Here is a 14,157-nt window from a genome sequence, read left to right on the forward strand (position 1 = left end):
GATCATGGTAAAGAAGATGTTTATTGCCGCTTTGGCGGCGGCTGCGCTTAACGTGGCGGCCGGTTCGGCTCTGGCCGAAGGACAGCCCGTTTCGACGAGCGGCCAGGGCAAGGTCCTGAACGCCATTGCCGCGTCGATGAAGGAAGAGCAGGGCGCTCCCAAGCTTGGTGAAGGCGTGACAATGCGCGACAGGAAGATGGATAAGGAAACGACGCCGGAACAGAATTTTTCGCGCAGCAAGCAGTTCATCTACCGCTTCTACAAGCCGGACAATGCGTCGAACGAACTGGTGATCCTGCTGCATGGTTCGGGCGGGAACGAGACGAGCCTTGTGCCGCTGGCGTCGAAAGTCTGGCCGCGCGCCACGCTGCTTGGCATTCGCGGCCGCGTGATGCAGGATGGCGGCACGCGCTGGTACAAGCGCATCACGCCGGTAAAGTTCGACCAGAAGGACATCAAGCTCGAAGCCAATGCCTTCGTGACCTTTCTGACGCGACTGGCCGACGACAAGGACCTTGACCTTCACCACGCAACCTTCGTGGGTTATTCCAACGGCGCCAATCTTCTGGCGGCGACGATGCTGCTGCACCCTGACCTTGTGAAACGCGCTGTGCTGATGCGCTCGATGCCGGTTCTGGACGATGCGCCGGTGGCCAATCTCAGCAAGGCGCGCGTGCTCGCCATCGCCGGTGAGCACGACAAGCTCTATTCACCATTCGCGCCGGCGCTTTCAGCACTTCTGCGCTCCAATGGCGCGCGGGTCGATGCCCGCACCGTCGATGCCGATCACATGCTCGGCGAAAAGGATATCGCCACCATTCGCGAATGGGTCGGCTCGCTCGGGCCGGATGGCGCACCGGCGGTTTCGATGAAGGGGCGGTGAGTTAAGGCAGTAGGGCAGTAGGGCAGTAAGGCAGTATGTTAAGGGAATAGGGGAATAAGGGAGTAGGGGAGTATGTTTTGGTTGCGCATGACCGCGACCACCATATTCTTCACTGCCCTACTGCCCTACTGCCCTACTGCCCTACTGCCCTACTGCCCTACTGCCCTACTGCCCTACTGCCCTAATCAGCTATAGAAACCGCCCCGCAATCCCCGGCTTCCGAGCCAAACACGAGGCGGTGGCCTTCATTGTCCCAGCCCATGCTGGTGATGGCGCCCTTGCCGGGGCGGCGCAGGAGAACTTCCTTGCTGTCGGCGAAGCGTGCGATCAGGATCATGCCGTCGCTGTAGCCGATGGCCACGATGTCCTCGGCCGGATGGCAGGCAACCGATGTCACCATGCTGTCGCCGCGAAGGCCAAGCTCCAGCGGGGCCTTGCCCATCGGGCCGTCCTTGCCCGCAAAAGGCCAGACGATGGCCGCAGGCGCGCCCGACGTCGCAAGCCACTTGGCCTTGGCGCTCCACGACCAATCCTTCACCTTCGCCGGATAGCCGGTCATGCGCATGTGTTTCGCATCTTCAAGACGCCAGCCATGCAGGGCATTCTCCTGCATCGAGGTGATGAGAAAGCGGCCATCGGGCGAAAAGATCACGCCGATATGCGCGCCCTTCCATTCCAGTTCGACAGGCTTTGCCGCCGTGCCGGTCCAGATCAGCGTCGCGCCATTATAGCGCGCAATGGCAAGCCGCTGGCCCTTCGGCGCAAAGGCAATGCCCTCGACGCTGCGTTCCTGCGCAAATTCCTGCATCTTGCCGTCGCAGGTGCGCACCCAGGCCGTGCGGCCCGATGCAAAGCCGACAGTTCCGCCGGGGCCCGCCGCAACAGCCGTCATCCATTTGCGCGGGATATTGGCAAGTTCGGTCACTGTTCCGTCGGCGTCGGTACGGCACACACGGCCATCCTCGCCGCCGGTGACAAGCGATTTTCCGTCAGCCGAAACAGCCGCGCTCAACAGCCCGTCATGGGCCGCCGAGGTTTTGCTGCCATTGTTCAGCTGATGGATCGCGCCGTCAGCCATGGCGAAAAAAGGAATGCCGCCGACAAAGCGCGCATAAAGACAATGACCCTCAAGGTCGAGCGGAGCTACTGTAGGCATCGGCTTCCGGTATTTCTTGTTTTACTTGGCTGTTTTATTGGGCTGTTTTACTTGACCTGGCAGTTTTCGAAACCGGCCTTCAGGGCGGCGGGGTCGAGTTCGCGGCCAATGAAGACGAGGCGGCTTTCGCGCTTCTCATCTTCCTTCCAGGCGCGCTGGTGGTCGCCCTCGATAATCATGTGCACGCCCTGCACCACATAGCGGTCCGGGTCGTCCTTGAAAGCGATGATGCCCTTGAGGCGCAGGATATTCGGCCCCTGCGTCTGGGTGATGTTCTGTATCCACGGGAAGAATTTCGCCGGGTCGACTTCGCCGCCCCTCAGCGATACGGACTTCACCGTCACATCATGGATCGGCGAGGCATGATCGTGGTGGTGGTCATGATCGCAATCGGGGCCGCATACGTGGTCATGATCATGATGATCGTGCGCATGATGGTGGTGATGGTCATGGCCATGAGCGTGGCCATGATCGTGGTGATGATCGTGGTCGCAGTCCGGCCCGCAGACATGATCGGGATGATCATGGTCGAGGAAGTGCGGATCATTGTCCAGCACGCGCTTCAGGTCGAAGGCGCCGCGATCCAGCACGCGGTCGAGCGGGATGGAAGCGCGCTCGGTGCGATGGATGATGGCATGCGGATTGATGGCGCGCACCGTCGCCTCGATGGCCGCCAGTTCATCCGGCGTCACGAGGTCGGTCTTGTTGATGAGCACCACATCGGCAAAGGCGATCTGGTCTTCCGCCTCGCGGCTGTCCTTCAGGCGCAGCGGCAGGTGCTTGGCATCCACAAGGGCGACAACGGCGTCGAGGCCGGTCTTGGCGCGCACGTCGTCATCCATGAAGAAGGTCTGCGCCACCGGAACCGGATCGGCAAGGCCGGTGGTTTCCACGATGATGGCGTCGAAACGGCCCGGACGGCGCATCAGACCCTCCACCACGCGGATCAGGTCGCCGCGCACGGTGCAGCAGATGCAGCCATTGTTCATTTCGTAGATTTCTTCGTCCGACTCGACGATCAGGTCGTTGTCGATGCCGATCTCGCCGAATTCATTGACGATCACGGCATAACGCTTGCCGTGATTCTCGGTCAGGATACGGTTGAGAAGGGTGGTCTTGCCCGAGCCCAGATAACCGGTCAGAACGGTCACGGGAATGCGGCCAGCTTCAGTGGTCGTCTCGGTTGCAGACGCGGCTTCGTTTTGGGCTTCAGCCTGGCTCATGGTTATGCCTCTTGAAGTTGTGGCCTTTTTGAAGTCGGGGTTCAGAACGGCCAGCGCAAAGCGGCACAGCACCGAAACCCCGGATAGGACAATTCATATAAGGGAAGGGCGGCGTGAATGCCATATGCAATGCTATAATATTACATCGTTGCCTTTCACGATGACGACAGATGCGCTTGGCTTGAACCGTGGCCGCATTTGGCATATGTTTGGAATATATGTCAAAGGAGTTGGGCCAATGCCACACAAATCGCGGCTCAAATCACGGGAAGTCCGGCTTTTCCGCAATAATCGCAATCAGGCAATCCGGATTCCGGTCGAATTCGAGTTGCCGGGCGATCGGGCATTGATTACGCGCGATGGCGACCGGCTGATTGTCGAGCCGCTTCGCCAGGGCGGCTTGCTGGCCCTGCTCGATAGCTGGAAGCCTCTGGATGAAGCCCTGCCTGATGTTGCGGACCGCCCGGTCGAGCCGAAAGACATTTTCTGATGCGCTATATGCTCGACACCAACATCATCAGTGATCTGGTGAAAAATCCAGCCGGTTCTGTTGCCGGGCATATCAGGCGGGTGGGGGCGGATGCCGTTTGCACCAGCGTCATCGTTGCTGCCGAACTGCGTTATGGTGTCCTGAAAAAAGCTTCGCCTGTCCTGGCGGCGCGTGTCGAGGCTATTCTGCGGGCGATAGCTGTCCTGCCGTTCGACCTTCCAGCCGATGCAAAATACGGGGCGCTTCGGGCTGCGCTTGAGGCAAAAGGGCAGCCGATTGGCGGCAATGATCTTCTGATCGCGGCCCATGCCGCCACGCTTGGAATAACCATGGTGACGGCCAATGTTTCGGAGTTCGGACGGGTTGGCGAATTGTCGGTTGAAAACTGGCTCGACCAGCCAAGTCGTCAGCCCGCCTGATTGGCGAGGCGTTGCGACTCGAACCGGGCAAGGTCGAACCTGTCCACATCGCGCAGCAGTTCGATGAAGCCGGATACCGCATTGGCGATCAGTTTTTCGCCGGCTTCCGCCGTTGCGGCCGCCGCGTTGCCTGCAACGCCTTCCGGGTTGAGGTCGTGCATCTTCCAGCCAAAGGCGTGCGGGCCATAGGCGCGCAGGAACTTGAATTCCTCGGCATGGCGTGACTGGGCGTTGGAGAAGTTGCGCGCCTTCGACATATCCACCAGATCGGGGCGCAGCGCCAGCATCATCGATGTCTCGATAAAGCCGCCATGAATGTCGAGCGCCTTCTCCTCCGGCGTAATCAGCCCTTCCGGCAGGCCGAAGCGGGTCCAGCTTGTGGCGACCGCCAGCATGTCGAGCCTCGTGCGCAGTTCCGTCGCAACAATCGTCATCAGGGGCGAGTTTCCGCCATGCGCGTTCAGCATGACCAGTTTGCGAATGCCGCCCGCGTGAAGGTTCTCGCCGATGCCGATCCACTGGTTCACGGCCTCGGCGAAGGCGAGGCTCTGCGTTCCTTCCGTGTCCATGTGCTCGATGGAATAGCCGACCGGCTGCGCAGGCAGGAAATTGACGTTCAGCTCAGGCGGCAGCGCATCGCTGACGCGCGCGACAATGCCTTCGGCGATGATCGTATCCGTTTCAAACGGCAGGTGAGGCCCATGCTGTTCGTGTGCGCCAAGGGGCAGGACGACAATCATGTCGCTGTTCTGATCGCGCAGATCGGTCATGTTTTCCTCACTTTATTCATTTCATCGAAGCATGAACCGTAACGTCCATTGGCCGTGACAGCAACCGGAGCTTGTTGTTTCATAAGTCGGACAATATTTTACGATATAGGAATGTATGGGACTATCGATCCGGCGACAGCGAGACGTCGCATTAAAACCCTAACAAGGCCGAGGTGGCGATGAGCAAGGACAATAAGGCGGTTGTACTCTACCGGCTGCAATCCGTGGCGCGATTGTCGCGGACGGTGCTGGCCACGCGGCTTCTGGAACAGGGGCTTTATGCAGGGCAGGATGCGGTCATGCTGCAACTGGCCGCGGAAGACGGGCTGACGCCGGGCGTCCTTGCGCAGCGGCTGGGCGTGCGCCCGCCCACCATCACCAAAACCATTGCGCGGCTGCAAGGCCAGGGATTCGTCGCCAAGCGCGCCTCGGAAACCGATCAGCGCCAGTCGCATGTCTATCTGACGCAGACGGGGCTGGAGACCATCAAGGCGATCGAGAAATCCATTCGCAAGACCGAAAAGGACATGCTGAAGGGCCTCGACAAGAAAGACCGCAAGACCTTCCTCAAGATGCTGGCCCGGATGGAGAGCAATCTTGCGCTTCGCGGCGTCGCGCGCATTCCAGATGAACCCGATGCGGATGTGCTTGAAGAGGAGGAGGCGGAATAAGCCTGTCGGCCATCCGGCTCTAACTCTTTGTTTTGACGCGCATCTTGACGGGACAGCGTGAAACATTTTTCACAATGCGTGCTATCGAAAATGCTTCCAATTCAAGGTTTGCAATGGCATAACCGTTCGCAGGACGAATGGCTGCGTCTCACCTTGTCAGGTTGCGGCCGCGTCTCCGAGTGCGGCACGGACCATTTTGGGGAGGCGACTTGGCCCAGAAAATAAAGCTATCGACCATTGCTGATGCGCTTGGCGTTTCGACAGCCACAGTTTCGCTCGCTTTGCGCGACAGCCCCCTCGTTGCCGACCAGACCCGCGAGAAGATCAAGGAACATGCCCGCGCCATCGGTTATATCTATAACCGGCGCGCCGCGAGCCTGCGCACTTCGCGCTCCGGCATTGTCGGCGTCGTGGTGCATGACATCATGAACCCGTTCTTCGCGGAAATTCTCAAATCCATCGAAACGGAACTCGACCGTTCGCGCCAGACCTTCATCCTGTCCAATCATTACGACCAGCTCGAAAAGCAGCGCACCTTCATGGATACGCTGTTGCAGCTGGGCGCGGACGGGGTGATCATGTCGCCGGCCATCGGCACGCCGCCGGAAGATATCCAGCTTGCGGAAGACAACGGCCTGCCGGTCGTGCTGATCGCGCGCAGTGTCGAGGGTGTTCACGCGCCGGTTTTCCGGGGCGATGATGCCTACGGGATCGGCCTTGCCACCAATCACCTGATTTCGCTGGGGCACACGCGCATCGCCATGATCGGCGGCACGGACCAGACCTCGACGGGCCGCGACCGGTATCGCGGCTATGTGCAGGCGATGGAAAAGGCCGGGCTTGAGGTTCGTCCCGACTGGCGCATTGCCGGGCCACGCACGAAGCAGGGCGGCTTTGAGGTCGCGCCGCAGTTTCTGGCGTTAAAGGACAAGCCGACGGCTGCGGTCTGCTGGAACGACCTGACGGCCATCGGCCTGATGAACGGCATTGCGCGCGCCGGGCTGGTGCCGGGCGAGGACATTTCCGTGACCGGCTATGACGATCTTGAGGAAGCGGCGATTGCCACGCCTGCGCTCACGACCGTCTGGAACGGACAGCGTGAAGTGGGACGCCGGGCGGCCCGCGCGCTGCTCGACCAGCTGAACGGCGTCGAGGTTTCCTCGATGCAGGAACTCATCAAGCCGGAACTCCATATCCGTCAATCGACGTCCAAGCCGAAACACGGCTGATTTTCCCGCACCGGACGCCTTTCCTGCGGGCTGGTTTCTGTTCACGCATTATCCGACGCAAAGCGGCTGCGCACTTTTGCTGGAAATGTTTTACGCATGAGGAATGCCATGACAAAACGCGACGCGACAATTCTGGTGCTCGGAAACTTCAATGAATATGCCGTGCAGCGGCTTTCGGGCGAGTTTAATATCCGGCGTATCGCGCGCGGTGACACGGCACTTCTGGATGCGGCCTGGGCAAAGGAGGTGAAGGGCATTGCCAGCATGTCGAGCGTCGATGCGGCGCTGATCGACGCTTTGCCCAATCTTCAAATCATCGGCAATTTCGGTGTCGGCTACGATGCGGTGGATGCAAGACATGCTGCTAGCCGCAATGTGATGGTCACGAACACGCCGGACGTGCTGACCGAAGAAGTGGCGGACACGACCATCGGCCTCCTGATCGACACGGTGCGCGAATTGTCGAAATCGCAGGCATTCCTGCGCGCGGGCGACTGGGTGAAGGAGGGCCGCTATCCGCTGTCGCGGCTTTCGCTGCGCGGACGCAAGGTCGGCATTTTCGGGCTTGGCCGCATCGGCAAGGCGGTTGCCCATCGCATTGAGGCCTTCGGCCTGCCGATTGCCTATCACAATCGCCGTCAGGCAACCGACGTGAACTATGATTATTATCCGAGCCTCAAGGCGCTTGCCGAGGCTGTCGACACGCTCATTCTGGTCGCGCCGGGCGGGGCGGAAACCGCGAAGGCCGTCAATGCCGAAATATTGCAGGCGCTTGGGCCGGAAGGTGTGCTTATCAATATCGGGCGCGGCTCGGTGGTGGATGAAGAGGCGCTTGCCGAAGCGCTGCAAAAGGGCACGATTGCCGCTGCCGGTCTCGATGTCTTTGCAAACGAGCCGCATGTGCCGCAGGCGCTCCTCGACGCGCCGAACACGGTTCTCCTGCCGCATATCGGCTCTGCCTCGGTCCAGACCCGCCGCGCCATGGCCGATCTGGTGATCGACAATCTCATCGCGTGGTTCGACACCGGCTCGGCGCTGACGCCGGTGCCGGAGACGGTGCAGGTGAAGAAGTTAAGGCAATAAGGCAGTAGGGCAGTAAGGCAGTATGTTAAGGGAATAGGGGAATAAGGGAGTAGGGGAGTATGTTTTGGTTGCGCATGACCGCGCCCACCATATTCTTCACTGCCCTACTGCCCTACTGCCCTACTGCCCTACTGCCCTACTGCCCTACTGCCCTACTGCCCTACTGCCCTACTGCCCTACTGCCCTAAACTATGCTCCCGCACGGCATTTCCAAACGCCTCGAATATCCTGCGGGAAGGGGCATCGGAATGCACCCAATATTCCGGGTGCCACTGGACGCCGACGACAAATCCCTTTGCGTTTTTGACGGACACGGCTTCGATCGTGCCGTCTTCGGCCACGGCCTCGACTTCCAGCCGCGGGGCCAGCTTGTCGATGGCCTGACGGTGGACGGAGTTCACCCGCACGCTTTCTTCCTTCAGGATTCCGGCAAGGCATGAGTTCGGGTTGAGCTTGATCGGATGCTGGATTGCGAAGCGCTCGGCCTGGCTTTCGGATTCCGGTGCGCGGTGATCCATCCGGCCTTCGAGGTTCTGGATTTCGGTGGCGAGCGTGCCGCCCAGCGCGACGTTCAGCTCCTGTATGCCGCGGCAGATCGCCAGCACCGGAACGCCCCTTTCGATTGCCGCGCGGATCAGCGGCAGCGATGTGGCGTCACGGGCATTGTCATAAGGCTCGAAAGCAGGGCCCGGCTCGACACCGTAGAGGGCAGGATGGACATTTGATTTGGAACCCGTGACAAGAACGCCGTCCACGGCATCCAGAATGGCGTCGAGGTCCATTCTGTCGCCGAAACTCGGCACCAGCAGCGGCGTTACGCCCGCAACATCGATTGCCGCCGACAGATATTGCTGGGGTGCGGCGTGCCAGGTGTAGTTTTCAAACGGCTTCACATCGGTCGGCACGGCGACGAGAGGGCGAGAGATCTTGGGCATACTGTTCGTTTCCACCAGTCGGATAATGCGCTTGTCTGCGTTGACACTTACTTCTCCGCAATGGGCCGCGCAATCACGAACAGGTGTCGTCTTTCGGTCCGGTTTGTCTTCCTTCTGTGTATTGTGTCGATTTGAACCGATTTTTGCGTTCCGGCATGGTTCAAATGCTGCTTCCGATAATCTAGCAATGACAAAGACGGATTGGCAGTTGGGGGGGTAAATGACTGACGATCAGCTTTTCTCCGTCAGGGGCAAGGTTATTGCCGTGACGGGCGGGTCTTCGGGGTTGGGGCTCAGAATGGTTCATGTGCTGGCCCGGCATGGCGCGCGGGTGATTTCAATCTCGCGCACACATGCGGGCGACAGCCTTTGTCCATCCGGCGGCGAAGTGCTGGAAATCATGGCCGATGTCACCGAGCCCGATGCAATCACAAGCGCTTTCGACGAGGCGGAAGCGCGCTTCGGGCCGATAACGACATTGTTCAACAATGCCGGCGTCGCCCGCATGGCGCGCGCGCTCGACACGACGCGCGACATGCTGGAACATATATTCGAGGTCAATGTCGCGGGCGCCTTTTTCGTGGCGCAGGAGGCCGCGCGCCGCATGATCGGGCGCGGCAGGGGCGGCTCCATCGTCAATACGACCAGCATTCTGGGCGAGCGTCCGCAGAAGGGTGCGGCCGCCTATTCCATGTCCAAGGCCTGCATGACTCAGATGACCAAGGCGCTGGCGCTGGAATGGGCCGCGCACGATATTCGCGTCAATGCAATCTCGCCGGGGTGGTTTCCGACCCGAATCAACGAGGAACATCTGCAAGGCCCGGCTGGCGGCTATTTCAGGGGGCGAAACCCGATGCGGCGCCTCGGCGAGCCGCAGGATCTCGACGGGATCGTGCTGATGCTGGCATCCGATGCAAGCCGCTACATGACCGGTTCCATCATCACCGTCGATGGGGGGCATCAACTCTGACCGTTAATTTCCGTGGGCCGGGCTGGCAGAACAGGGGTTTCCTCCGGCAGGAGAGGGGGCTGGCGGGGGAATGTCCATTTCGGCTGATCCGGATCAATTCTCCAGGCCGCAAAAACTAACCTGCCTCTGTTCTGCGTCTGACGCAATTTCACTAATATTGGGGCGCTTGCGCCATGTATGTCCGTGGCTTTCATTGCATTTCGGGGGGATGTATCTGTGGTTTTCCTTGAAAATTATCTGAACAATTCTTGCGCTGGTCGTCATCACAGCTTGCGGGACGATGGGCCTTCCGGTCTGATCGAATCGGATTGGTGCATCTCAACCTTTTGTTTTTACGCGCATCTTATCCGAAAACCGTTTCGCACTTTTCGAGATATGCTCTCATATCCCGAAAGATATTTTTAAATCATTAGTGCGATAGTGCCTCCCCATATAAGGGATGAATGCATCGAATGTGGCAAAGCCGTAAACCTGAGATACCTGCGGATGTGCGGCTATCTTTTCTCAGAGCGCTGTATGGCAATCGTACGACGCTCTGGTTCGGTTTGCTTGCGCATGTCGTCGCCTGCGTCGTCATCTATGTGAAAACCGAAAACTGGTGTTATCTGGCCTTTGCCGGTGTCTTCACGGTCATCGCGGTCGTGCGCATTTTCGACATGCACAAGTTCGATCAGGCAAGGCAGCAGTCGCTTTCCCATGCCGATCTGGCCCGCTGGGAAACGCGCTATCTGATCGGCGCTTCCGCCGTCTGCCTGACGCTCGGCATGCTGTGCTTCTTTTCAAGCTTCGTGCTTCGGGATTCCTTCGCCGAACTTGCCAGCCTGACCGTGCTGCTTGCTTCGGTCGTCTCCATCGTGGGCCGCAACTATGCATCGGCAAAAGCCGTCATCCTGATGTCGGCCTGCACGCTCATCCCGGTTCTGGCCGGGCTCATTCTGGCGGGCACGCCGTTCCATGTCATCATCGGCCTGCTGCTGATCCCGTATTTCCTGTCCAATATCCAGATGGCCAACGGCCTGCGCGAGTTCCTCTTTGCCGCGGTCATGGGCAAGCGGCGCCTGTCCATCGTGGCCGGGCGTTTCGATGCGGCGCTCAACAACATGCCGCAGGGCCTTTTGATGTTCGACAGCCAGCAGCGCATCGCGGTCATCAACAACAAGGCCAAGGCGATGCTCAAGATCGCCGAGCATACCAAGCTGCATGGCCGCAAGCTCGATGTGCTGCTGCGCTATTGCGCCAAGAAGGGCCTGTTTCCGCAGAACGACCTGAAAAGCGTGCATGTGCGCATGCAGGATCTTCTGCTCGGCAAACGCACCCGCGATATTTTCCATCTCGCCAATCACCGTTACATCGAATGTATCGGCAACCAGACCCTCAATGAGGGCGCGGTGCTGATGTTCGAGGATGTGACGCAGCGCGTGGAAGCGGAAGCCCGCATCCAGCACATGGCGCGCTATGACGGCCTGACCGGCCTGCCGAACCGCACCTATTTCGAGACGATGGTGCGCTCCATCCGGGCCCAGCAGGAAAAGAACACGCTGGCCGCGCTCATCGTCATCGACATCAACCATTTCAAGCATGTCAACGACACGCTCGGCCACCATACCGGCGACGTGCTGCTGCGCCTGTTTGCGGAGCGGCTCAGCTCGATCGAGCCGCAGCGCTTCATCGCATCGCGCTTCGGCGGCGACGAGTTCGTGGTGTTTGTGTTCAACCTGGCGAGCGAGGCCGATATTGCCGGCGTCATGGACCATATCATCGCCGTTGCGACCGGCGTTTACGATCTCGACGGCGATCAGGTGCATATCGATATCAGCGCGGGCGTCGCGATTGAAAATATCGAAAAATGCGATGTCGGCAGCATGCATATCAAGGCCGACCTGGCGCTCTACGAAGCCAAGATGAGGGAGGACCAGCCCTGGTCCGTCTTCGTCGATGCGATGGACACCCGTTATCGCGGACGCCAGAAGCTCAAGGCCGATTTGCGCCTTGCCATCAGGCATGGCGAGATCAAGGTCGTCTATCAGCCCATCGTCAGCGCGCAGTCGCTGCGGGTCGTCGCCTGTGAGGCGCTGGCGCGGTGGGAGCATCCCGAGCTCGGTTTCGTGCCGCCGGCCGAGTTCATTCCGCTCGCGGAAGAAATGGGCATCATCACCGATATCACCCGCTTCATGCTGGACAAGGCCTGCGCCGACTGCCTGTCATGGGGCGACCGGATCGGGGTTTCCGTCAATCTGTCGGCCATCGATCTGAAGAGCAATGACATTGCCCGCGACATTGCCAATGCCTTGCAGAAATCGGGACTTCCGGCTCACCGCCTGGAAGTGGAGGTGACGGAAAGCGCGATCATCTCCGACCGCAACAAGACGTCCATGGTCTTGCAGCGGCTGAAAAATGCCGGGATCAATATCGCTCTCGACGATTTCGGAACCGGCTATTCCAGCCTCAGCTATCTCAACACCCTGCCGCTGACCAAGGTGAAGGTGGATCGCTCCTTCGTGCGGGATATCACCAGCGACCGGCGCTCGCTGATGCTGCTACGCGGCGTCACCCAGCTTTCGCACGAGCTTGGGCTGGGCGTCACGGTCGAGGGCGTCGAAACCGAGGAACAGCTTGCGCTGATCCGCGTGGCGGCGGGCGCCGATCTGGTTCAGGGTTTTCTGCTGGGCATGCCGGTGCCGGTCGAGGCGATCTGCGCCCTGACCGCGAAATCCGCGCCGCGCCGCGATGCCGGGCGAACCGTGGCCTGAATTTTCAGCCCCCGGCATCCTTTCTCTTTGCGATCCATGGGTCTTGCGGGGCCGTCGCCAGCCGTCGCAGCCAAAGCGGGGCAGCGCTGTCGTGCCTGCGGCGCCTGATGTCGCGATGATGCTTATGGCGCTCACCGAAATTTGAATATAAGCAAAATAATAGGGGTATTTTATGATATGAATATCGTGCTCTTATCGCTTCAGGAGGAGGTATATAAGTATTCGATAATATCAATATGAGAAATGACTTAAATTTAAGTTACTAACTAAAAGGGGAGGCGATGAAGCAATTTTATCGTTATGGCATGTATACTTTGATCGGACTTGTCCTTATTGCCGGTGCGGGCACTGCCGTATTCTGGAAAAAGATCCATCAAACATGGGCGGTCTATCAATATGCGCAGGTGTTCAAGCCCGCGCACATTTTTGAAAACTTCCGCAGTCTTTATAAAATGTATCCGTCCGTGCGCATCCCGCATGAGGGCGCGGTCAGCGAGCTTGCCGTGGCGGAGCGGCCCTTGCCGGAAACTTTCGTCTACAAGGGCGAAACCCGCAAGCTTTCCGACTGGCTCAAGCGCGGCGGCACAACCGGCTTCATCGTCCTGAAGGACGGGGTGATCGTGCACGAGGAATATGACCACGGCAACAGCGCGGCCACGCAGGCAATCGCTTTTTCCCTGTCGAAATCCTTTGTGTCCTTTCTGATCGGCAATGCCGTCAACGACGGCCTGATCGACATCAACCAGCCGGTGGATCGCTATGCGCCCGTGCTGGCCGAGGGCGGCTATAAGGGCGTCACGGTGAAGAATGTGATGCAGATGGCGTCCGGCATCGGCTTCAACGAAGATTATGGCGATCTCAATTCCGATATCGTGCGCTATGCGGCCGAACTCCTGACGGGTTCGATCGCCAAATTCACGGCGCATCTCAAGAATGAACGCCCGCAGGGCGCCGACAGCCATTATGTTTCGGCGGATACGCAGGTGCTCGGCCTGGTGCTGGAGGGCGCGACCGGCATTCCGCTGCAGGATTATTTCGAGGACCGGCTGTGGTCGAAGCTCGGCGCCGAGGCGGATGCCTATTGGCTGGTCGATCCGACCGGGGAAGTCGCGGCGGCGGCGGGCCTGAATGCCGTGCTTAGAGATTATGCGCGTTTCGGCCAGCTCTATCTCGATGAGGGCCGCAACTTCAAGGGCGAGCAGCTTGTGCCGGCCAAATGGGTGCATGATTCGGTGACGCCGGATGCGCCTTACCTGATGCCGGGCCGCAAGAATGACGCCTTTGGCAAGATCCCCTTCGGCTATGGCTATCAATGGTGGACGCCGGTTGACTGGCAGGGCGACTATTGCGCGGTCGGCATCTATGGGCAGTTCATTTATGTCAATCCGGCAAGGCGCGTGGTGATCGCCAAGACCTCCGCGCAAGCCAGCTATAATGTCGACGGGCAGGCGATGAAGGACGAATCCATGCACGCATTTCAGGCCATCGCCAATGCGCTTTGAAACCCCGTTTCCAAATTGAGGCGAAATGGTGAAATGGCCCTTAAAGCGGGCCATTTTGCATTTCCGGCCGGTTCAA

13 protein-coding genes are annotated in these 14,157 nt (G+C 59.5%); 9 read left to right on the plus strand and 4 right to left on the minus strand.

The features are described 5' to 3' along the window. Positions 1-4: 4 nt before the first annotated feature. Complete coding sequence (locus tag AVM02_RS18805; protein WP_411508424.1) at positions 5-883, plus strand: alpha/beta hydrolase; 879 nt, start codon at positions 5-7, stop codon at positions 881-883. A gap of 181 nt (positions 884-1,064) precedes the next feature. On the opposite strand, the gene AVM02_RS18810 is transcribed toward AVM02_RS18805, so the two are convergent. Continuing rightward, positions 1,065-2,039: a WD40 repeat domain-containing protein gene (locus AVM02_RS18810; RefSeq protein WP_411508425.1), complete on the minus strand. Its 975-nt coding sequence runs from the start codon at positions 2,037-2,039 to the stop codon at positions 1,065-1,067. Between the two features lie 47 nt (positions 2,040-2,086). Beyond that, positions 2,087-3,262 carry a CobW family GTP-binding protein gene (locus AVM02_RS18815; RefSeq protein WP_411508426.1) on the minus strand — a complete coding sequence of 392 codons (1,176 nt, stop codon included), beginning with the start codon at positions 3,260-3,262 and terminating at the stop codon, positions 2,087-2,089. Between the two features lie 238 nt (positions 3,263-3,500). Between AVM02_RS18815 and AVM02_RS18820 the strand changes: the two genes are divergently transcribed. Beyond that, on the plus strand, positions 3,501-3,752 hold the full coding sequence (locus tag AVM02_RS18820; protein ID WP_411508427.1) for an antitoxin: 252 nt from the start codon (positions 3,501-3,503) through the stop codon (positions 3,750-3,752). Then, positions 3,752-4,171 (plus strand): type II toxin-antitoxin system VapC family toxin, encoded by a 420-nt coding sequence (locus tag AVM02_RS18825; protein ID WP_411508428.1) that lies wholly within the window; start codon positions 3,752-3,754, stop codon positions 4,169-4,171. Before AVM02_RS18820 ends, AVM02_RS18825 begins: the two co-directional genes overlap by 1 nt. Here AVM02_RS18825 and AVM02_RS18830 read toward each other — a convergent pair. Next, positions 4,159-4,941, minus strand: a complete 783-nt coding sequence (locus tag AVM02_RS18830; RefSeq protein ID WP_411508429.1) for a creatininase family protein — start codon at positions 4,939-4,941, stop codon at positions 4,159-4,161. The two genes, AVM02_RS18825 and AVM02_RS18830, sit on opposite strands and share 13 nt — an antisense overlap. A 179-nt stretch (positions 4,942-5,120) precedes the next feature. On the opposite strand from AVM02_RS18830, the gene AVM02_RS18835 reads away from it, so the two are divergent. The 3 genes from AVM02_RS18835 to AVM02_RS18845 all read left to right on the plus strand — a co-directional run bounded on the left by AVM02_RS18835 (position 5,121) and on the right by AVM02_RS18845 (position 7,924). After that, positions 5,121-5,612 (plus strand): MarR family winged helix-turn-helix transcriptional regulator, encoded by a 492-nt coding sequence (locus tag AVM02_RS18835; RefSeq protein ID WP_411508430.1) that lies wholly within the window; start codon positions 5,121-5,123, stop codon positions 5,610-5,612. A 209-nt stretch (positions 5,613-5,821) separates the two neighbouring features. Next, a complete protein-coding gene (locus AVM02_RS18840; protein WP_006471199.1) occupies positions 5,822-6,841 on the plus strand; it encodes a LacI family DNA-binding transcriptional regulator in 1,020 nt (339 codons plus the stop codon). Positions 6,842-6,949: 108 nt separating this feature from the next. Next, positions 6,950-7,924 (plus strand): 2-hydroxyacid dehydrogenase, encoded by a 975-nt coding sequence (locus AVM02_RS18845; protein ID WP_411508431.1) that lies wholly within the window; start codon positions 6,950-6,952, stop codon positions 7,922-7,924. A gap of 176 nt (positions 7,925-8,100) precedes the next feature. On the opposite strand, the gene AVM02_RS18850 is transcribed toward AVM02_RS18845, so the two are convergent. Further along, positions 8,101-8,859 (minus strand): gamma-glutamyl-gamma-aminobutyrate hydrolase family protein, encoded by a 759-nt coding sequence (locus AVM02_RS18850; protein ID WP_411508432.1) that lies wholly within the window; start codon positions 8,857-8,859, stop codon positions 8,101-8,103. Between the two features lie 220 nt (positions 8,860-9,079). On the opposite strand from AVM02_RS18850, the gene AVM02_RS18855 reads away from it, so the two are divergent. The 3 genes from AVM02_RS18855 (at position 9,080) to AVM02_RS18865 (ending at position 14,081) form a co-directional block, all read left to right on the plus strand. Beyond that, on the plus strand, positions 9,080-9,829 hold the full coding sequence (locus tag AVM02_RS18855) for an SDR family NAD(P)-dependent oxidoreductase (protein WP_411508433.1): 750 nt from the start codon (positions 9,080-9,082) through the stop codon (positions 9,827-9,829). A 452-nt stretch (positions 9,830-10,281) separates the two neighbouring features. Continuing rightward, a complete protein-coding gene (locus AVM02_RS18860; RefSeq protein WP_411508434.1) occupies positions 10,282-12,579 on the plus strand; it encodes a putative bifunctional diguanylate cyclase/phosphodiesterase in 2,298 nt (765 codons plus the stop codon). A 281-nt stretch (positions 12,580-12,860) separates the two neighbouring features. Beyond that, positions 12,861-14,081 carry a serine hydrolase domain-containing protein gene (locus AVM02_RS18865; protein ID WP_411508435.1) on the plus strand — a complete coding sequence of 407 codons (1,221 nt, stop codon included), beginning with the start codon at positions 12,861-12,863 and terminating at the stop codon, positions 14,079-14,081. Positions 14,082-14,157 lie beyond the last annotated feature (76 nt).

The organism is Brucella anthropi (assembly GCF_046630315.1).
Taxonomy (GTDB): Bacteria; Pseudomonadota; Alphaproteobacteria; order Rhizobiales; family Rhizobiaceae; genus Brucella; species Brucella anthropi_A.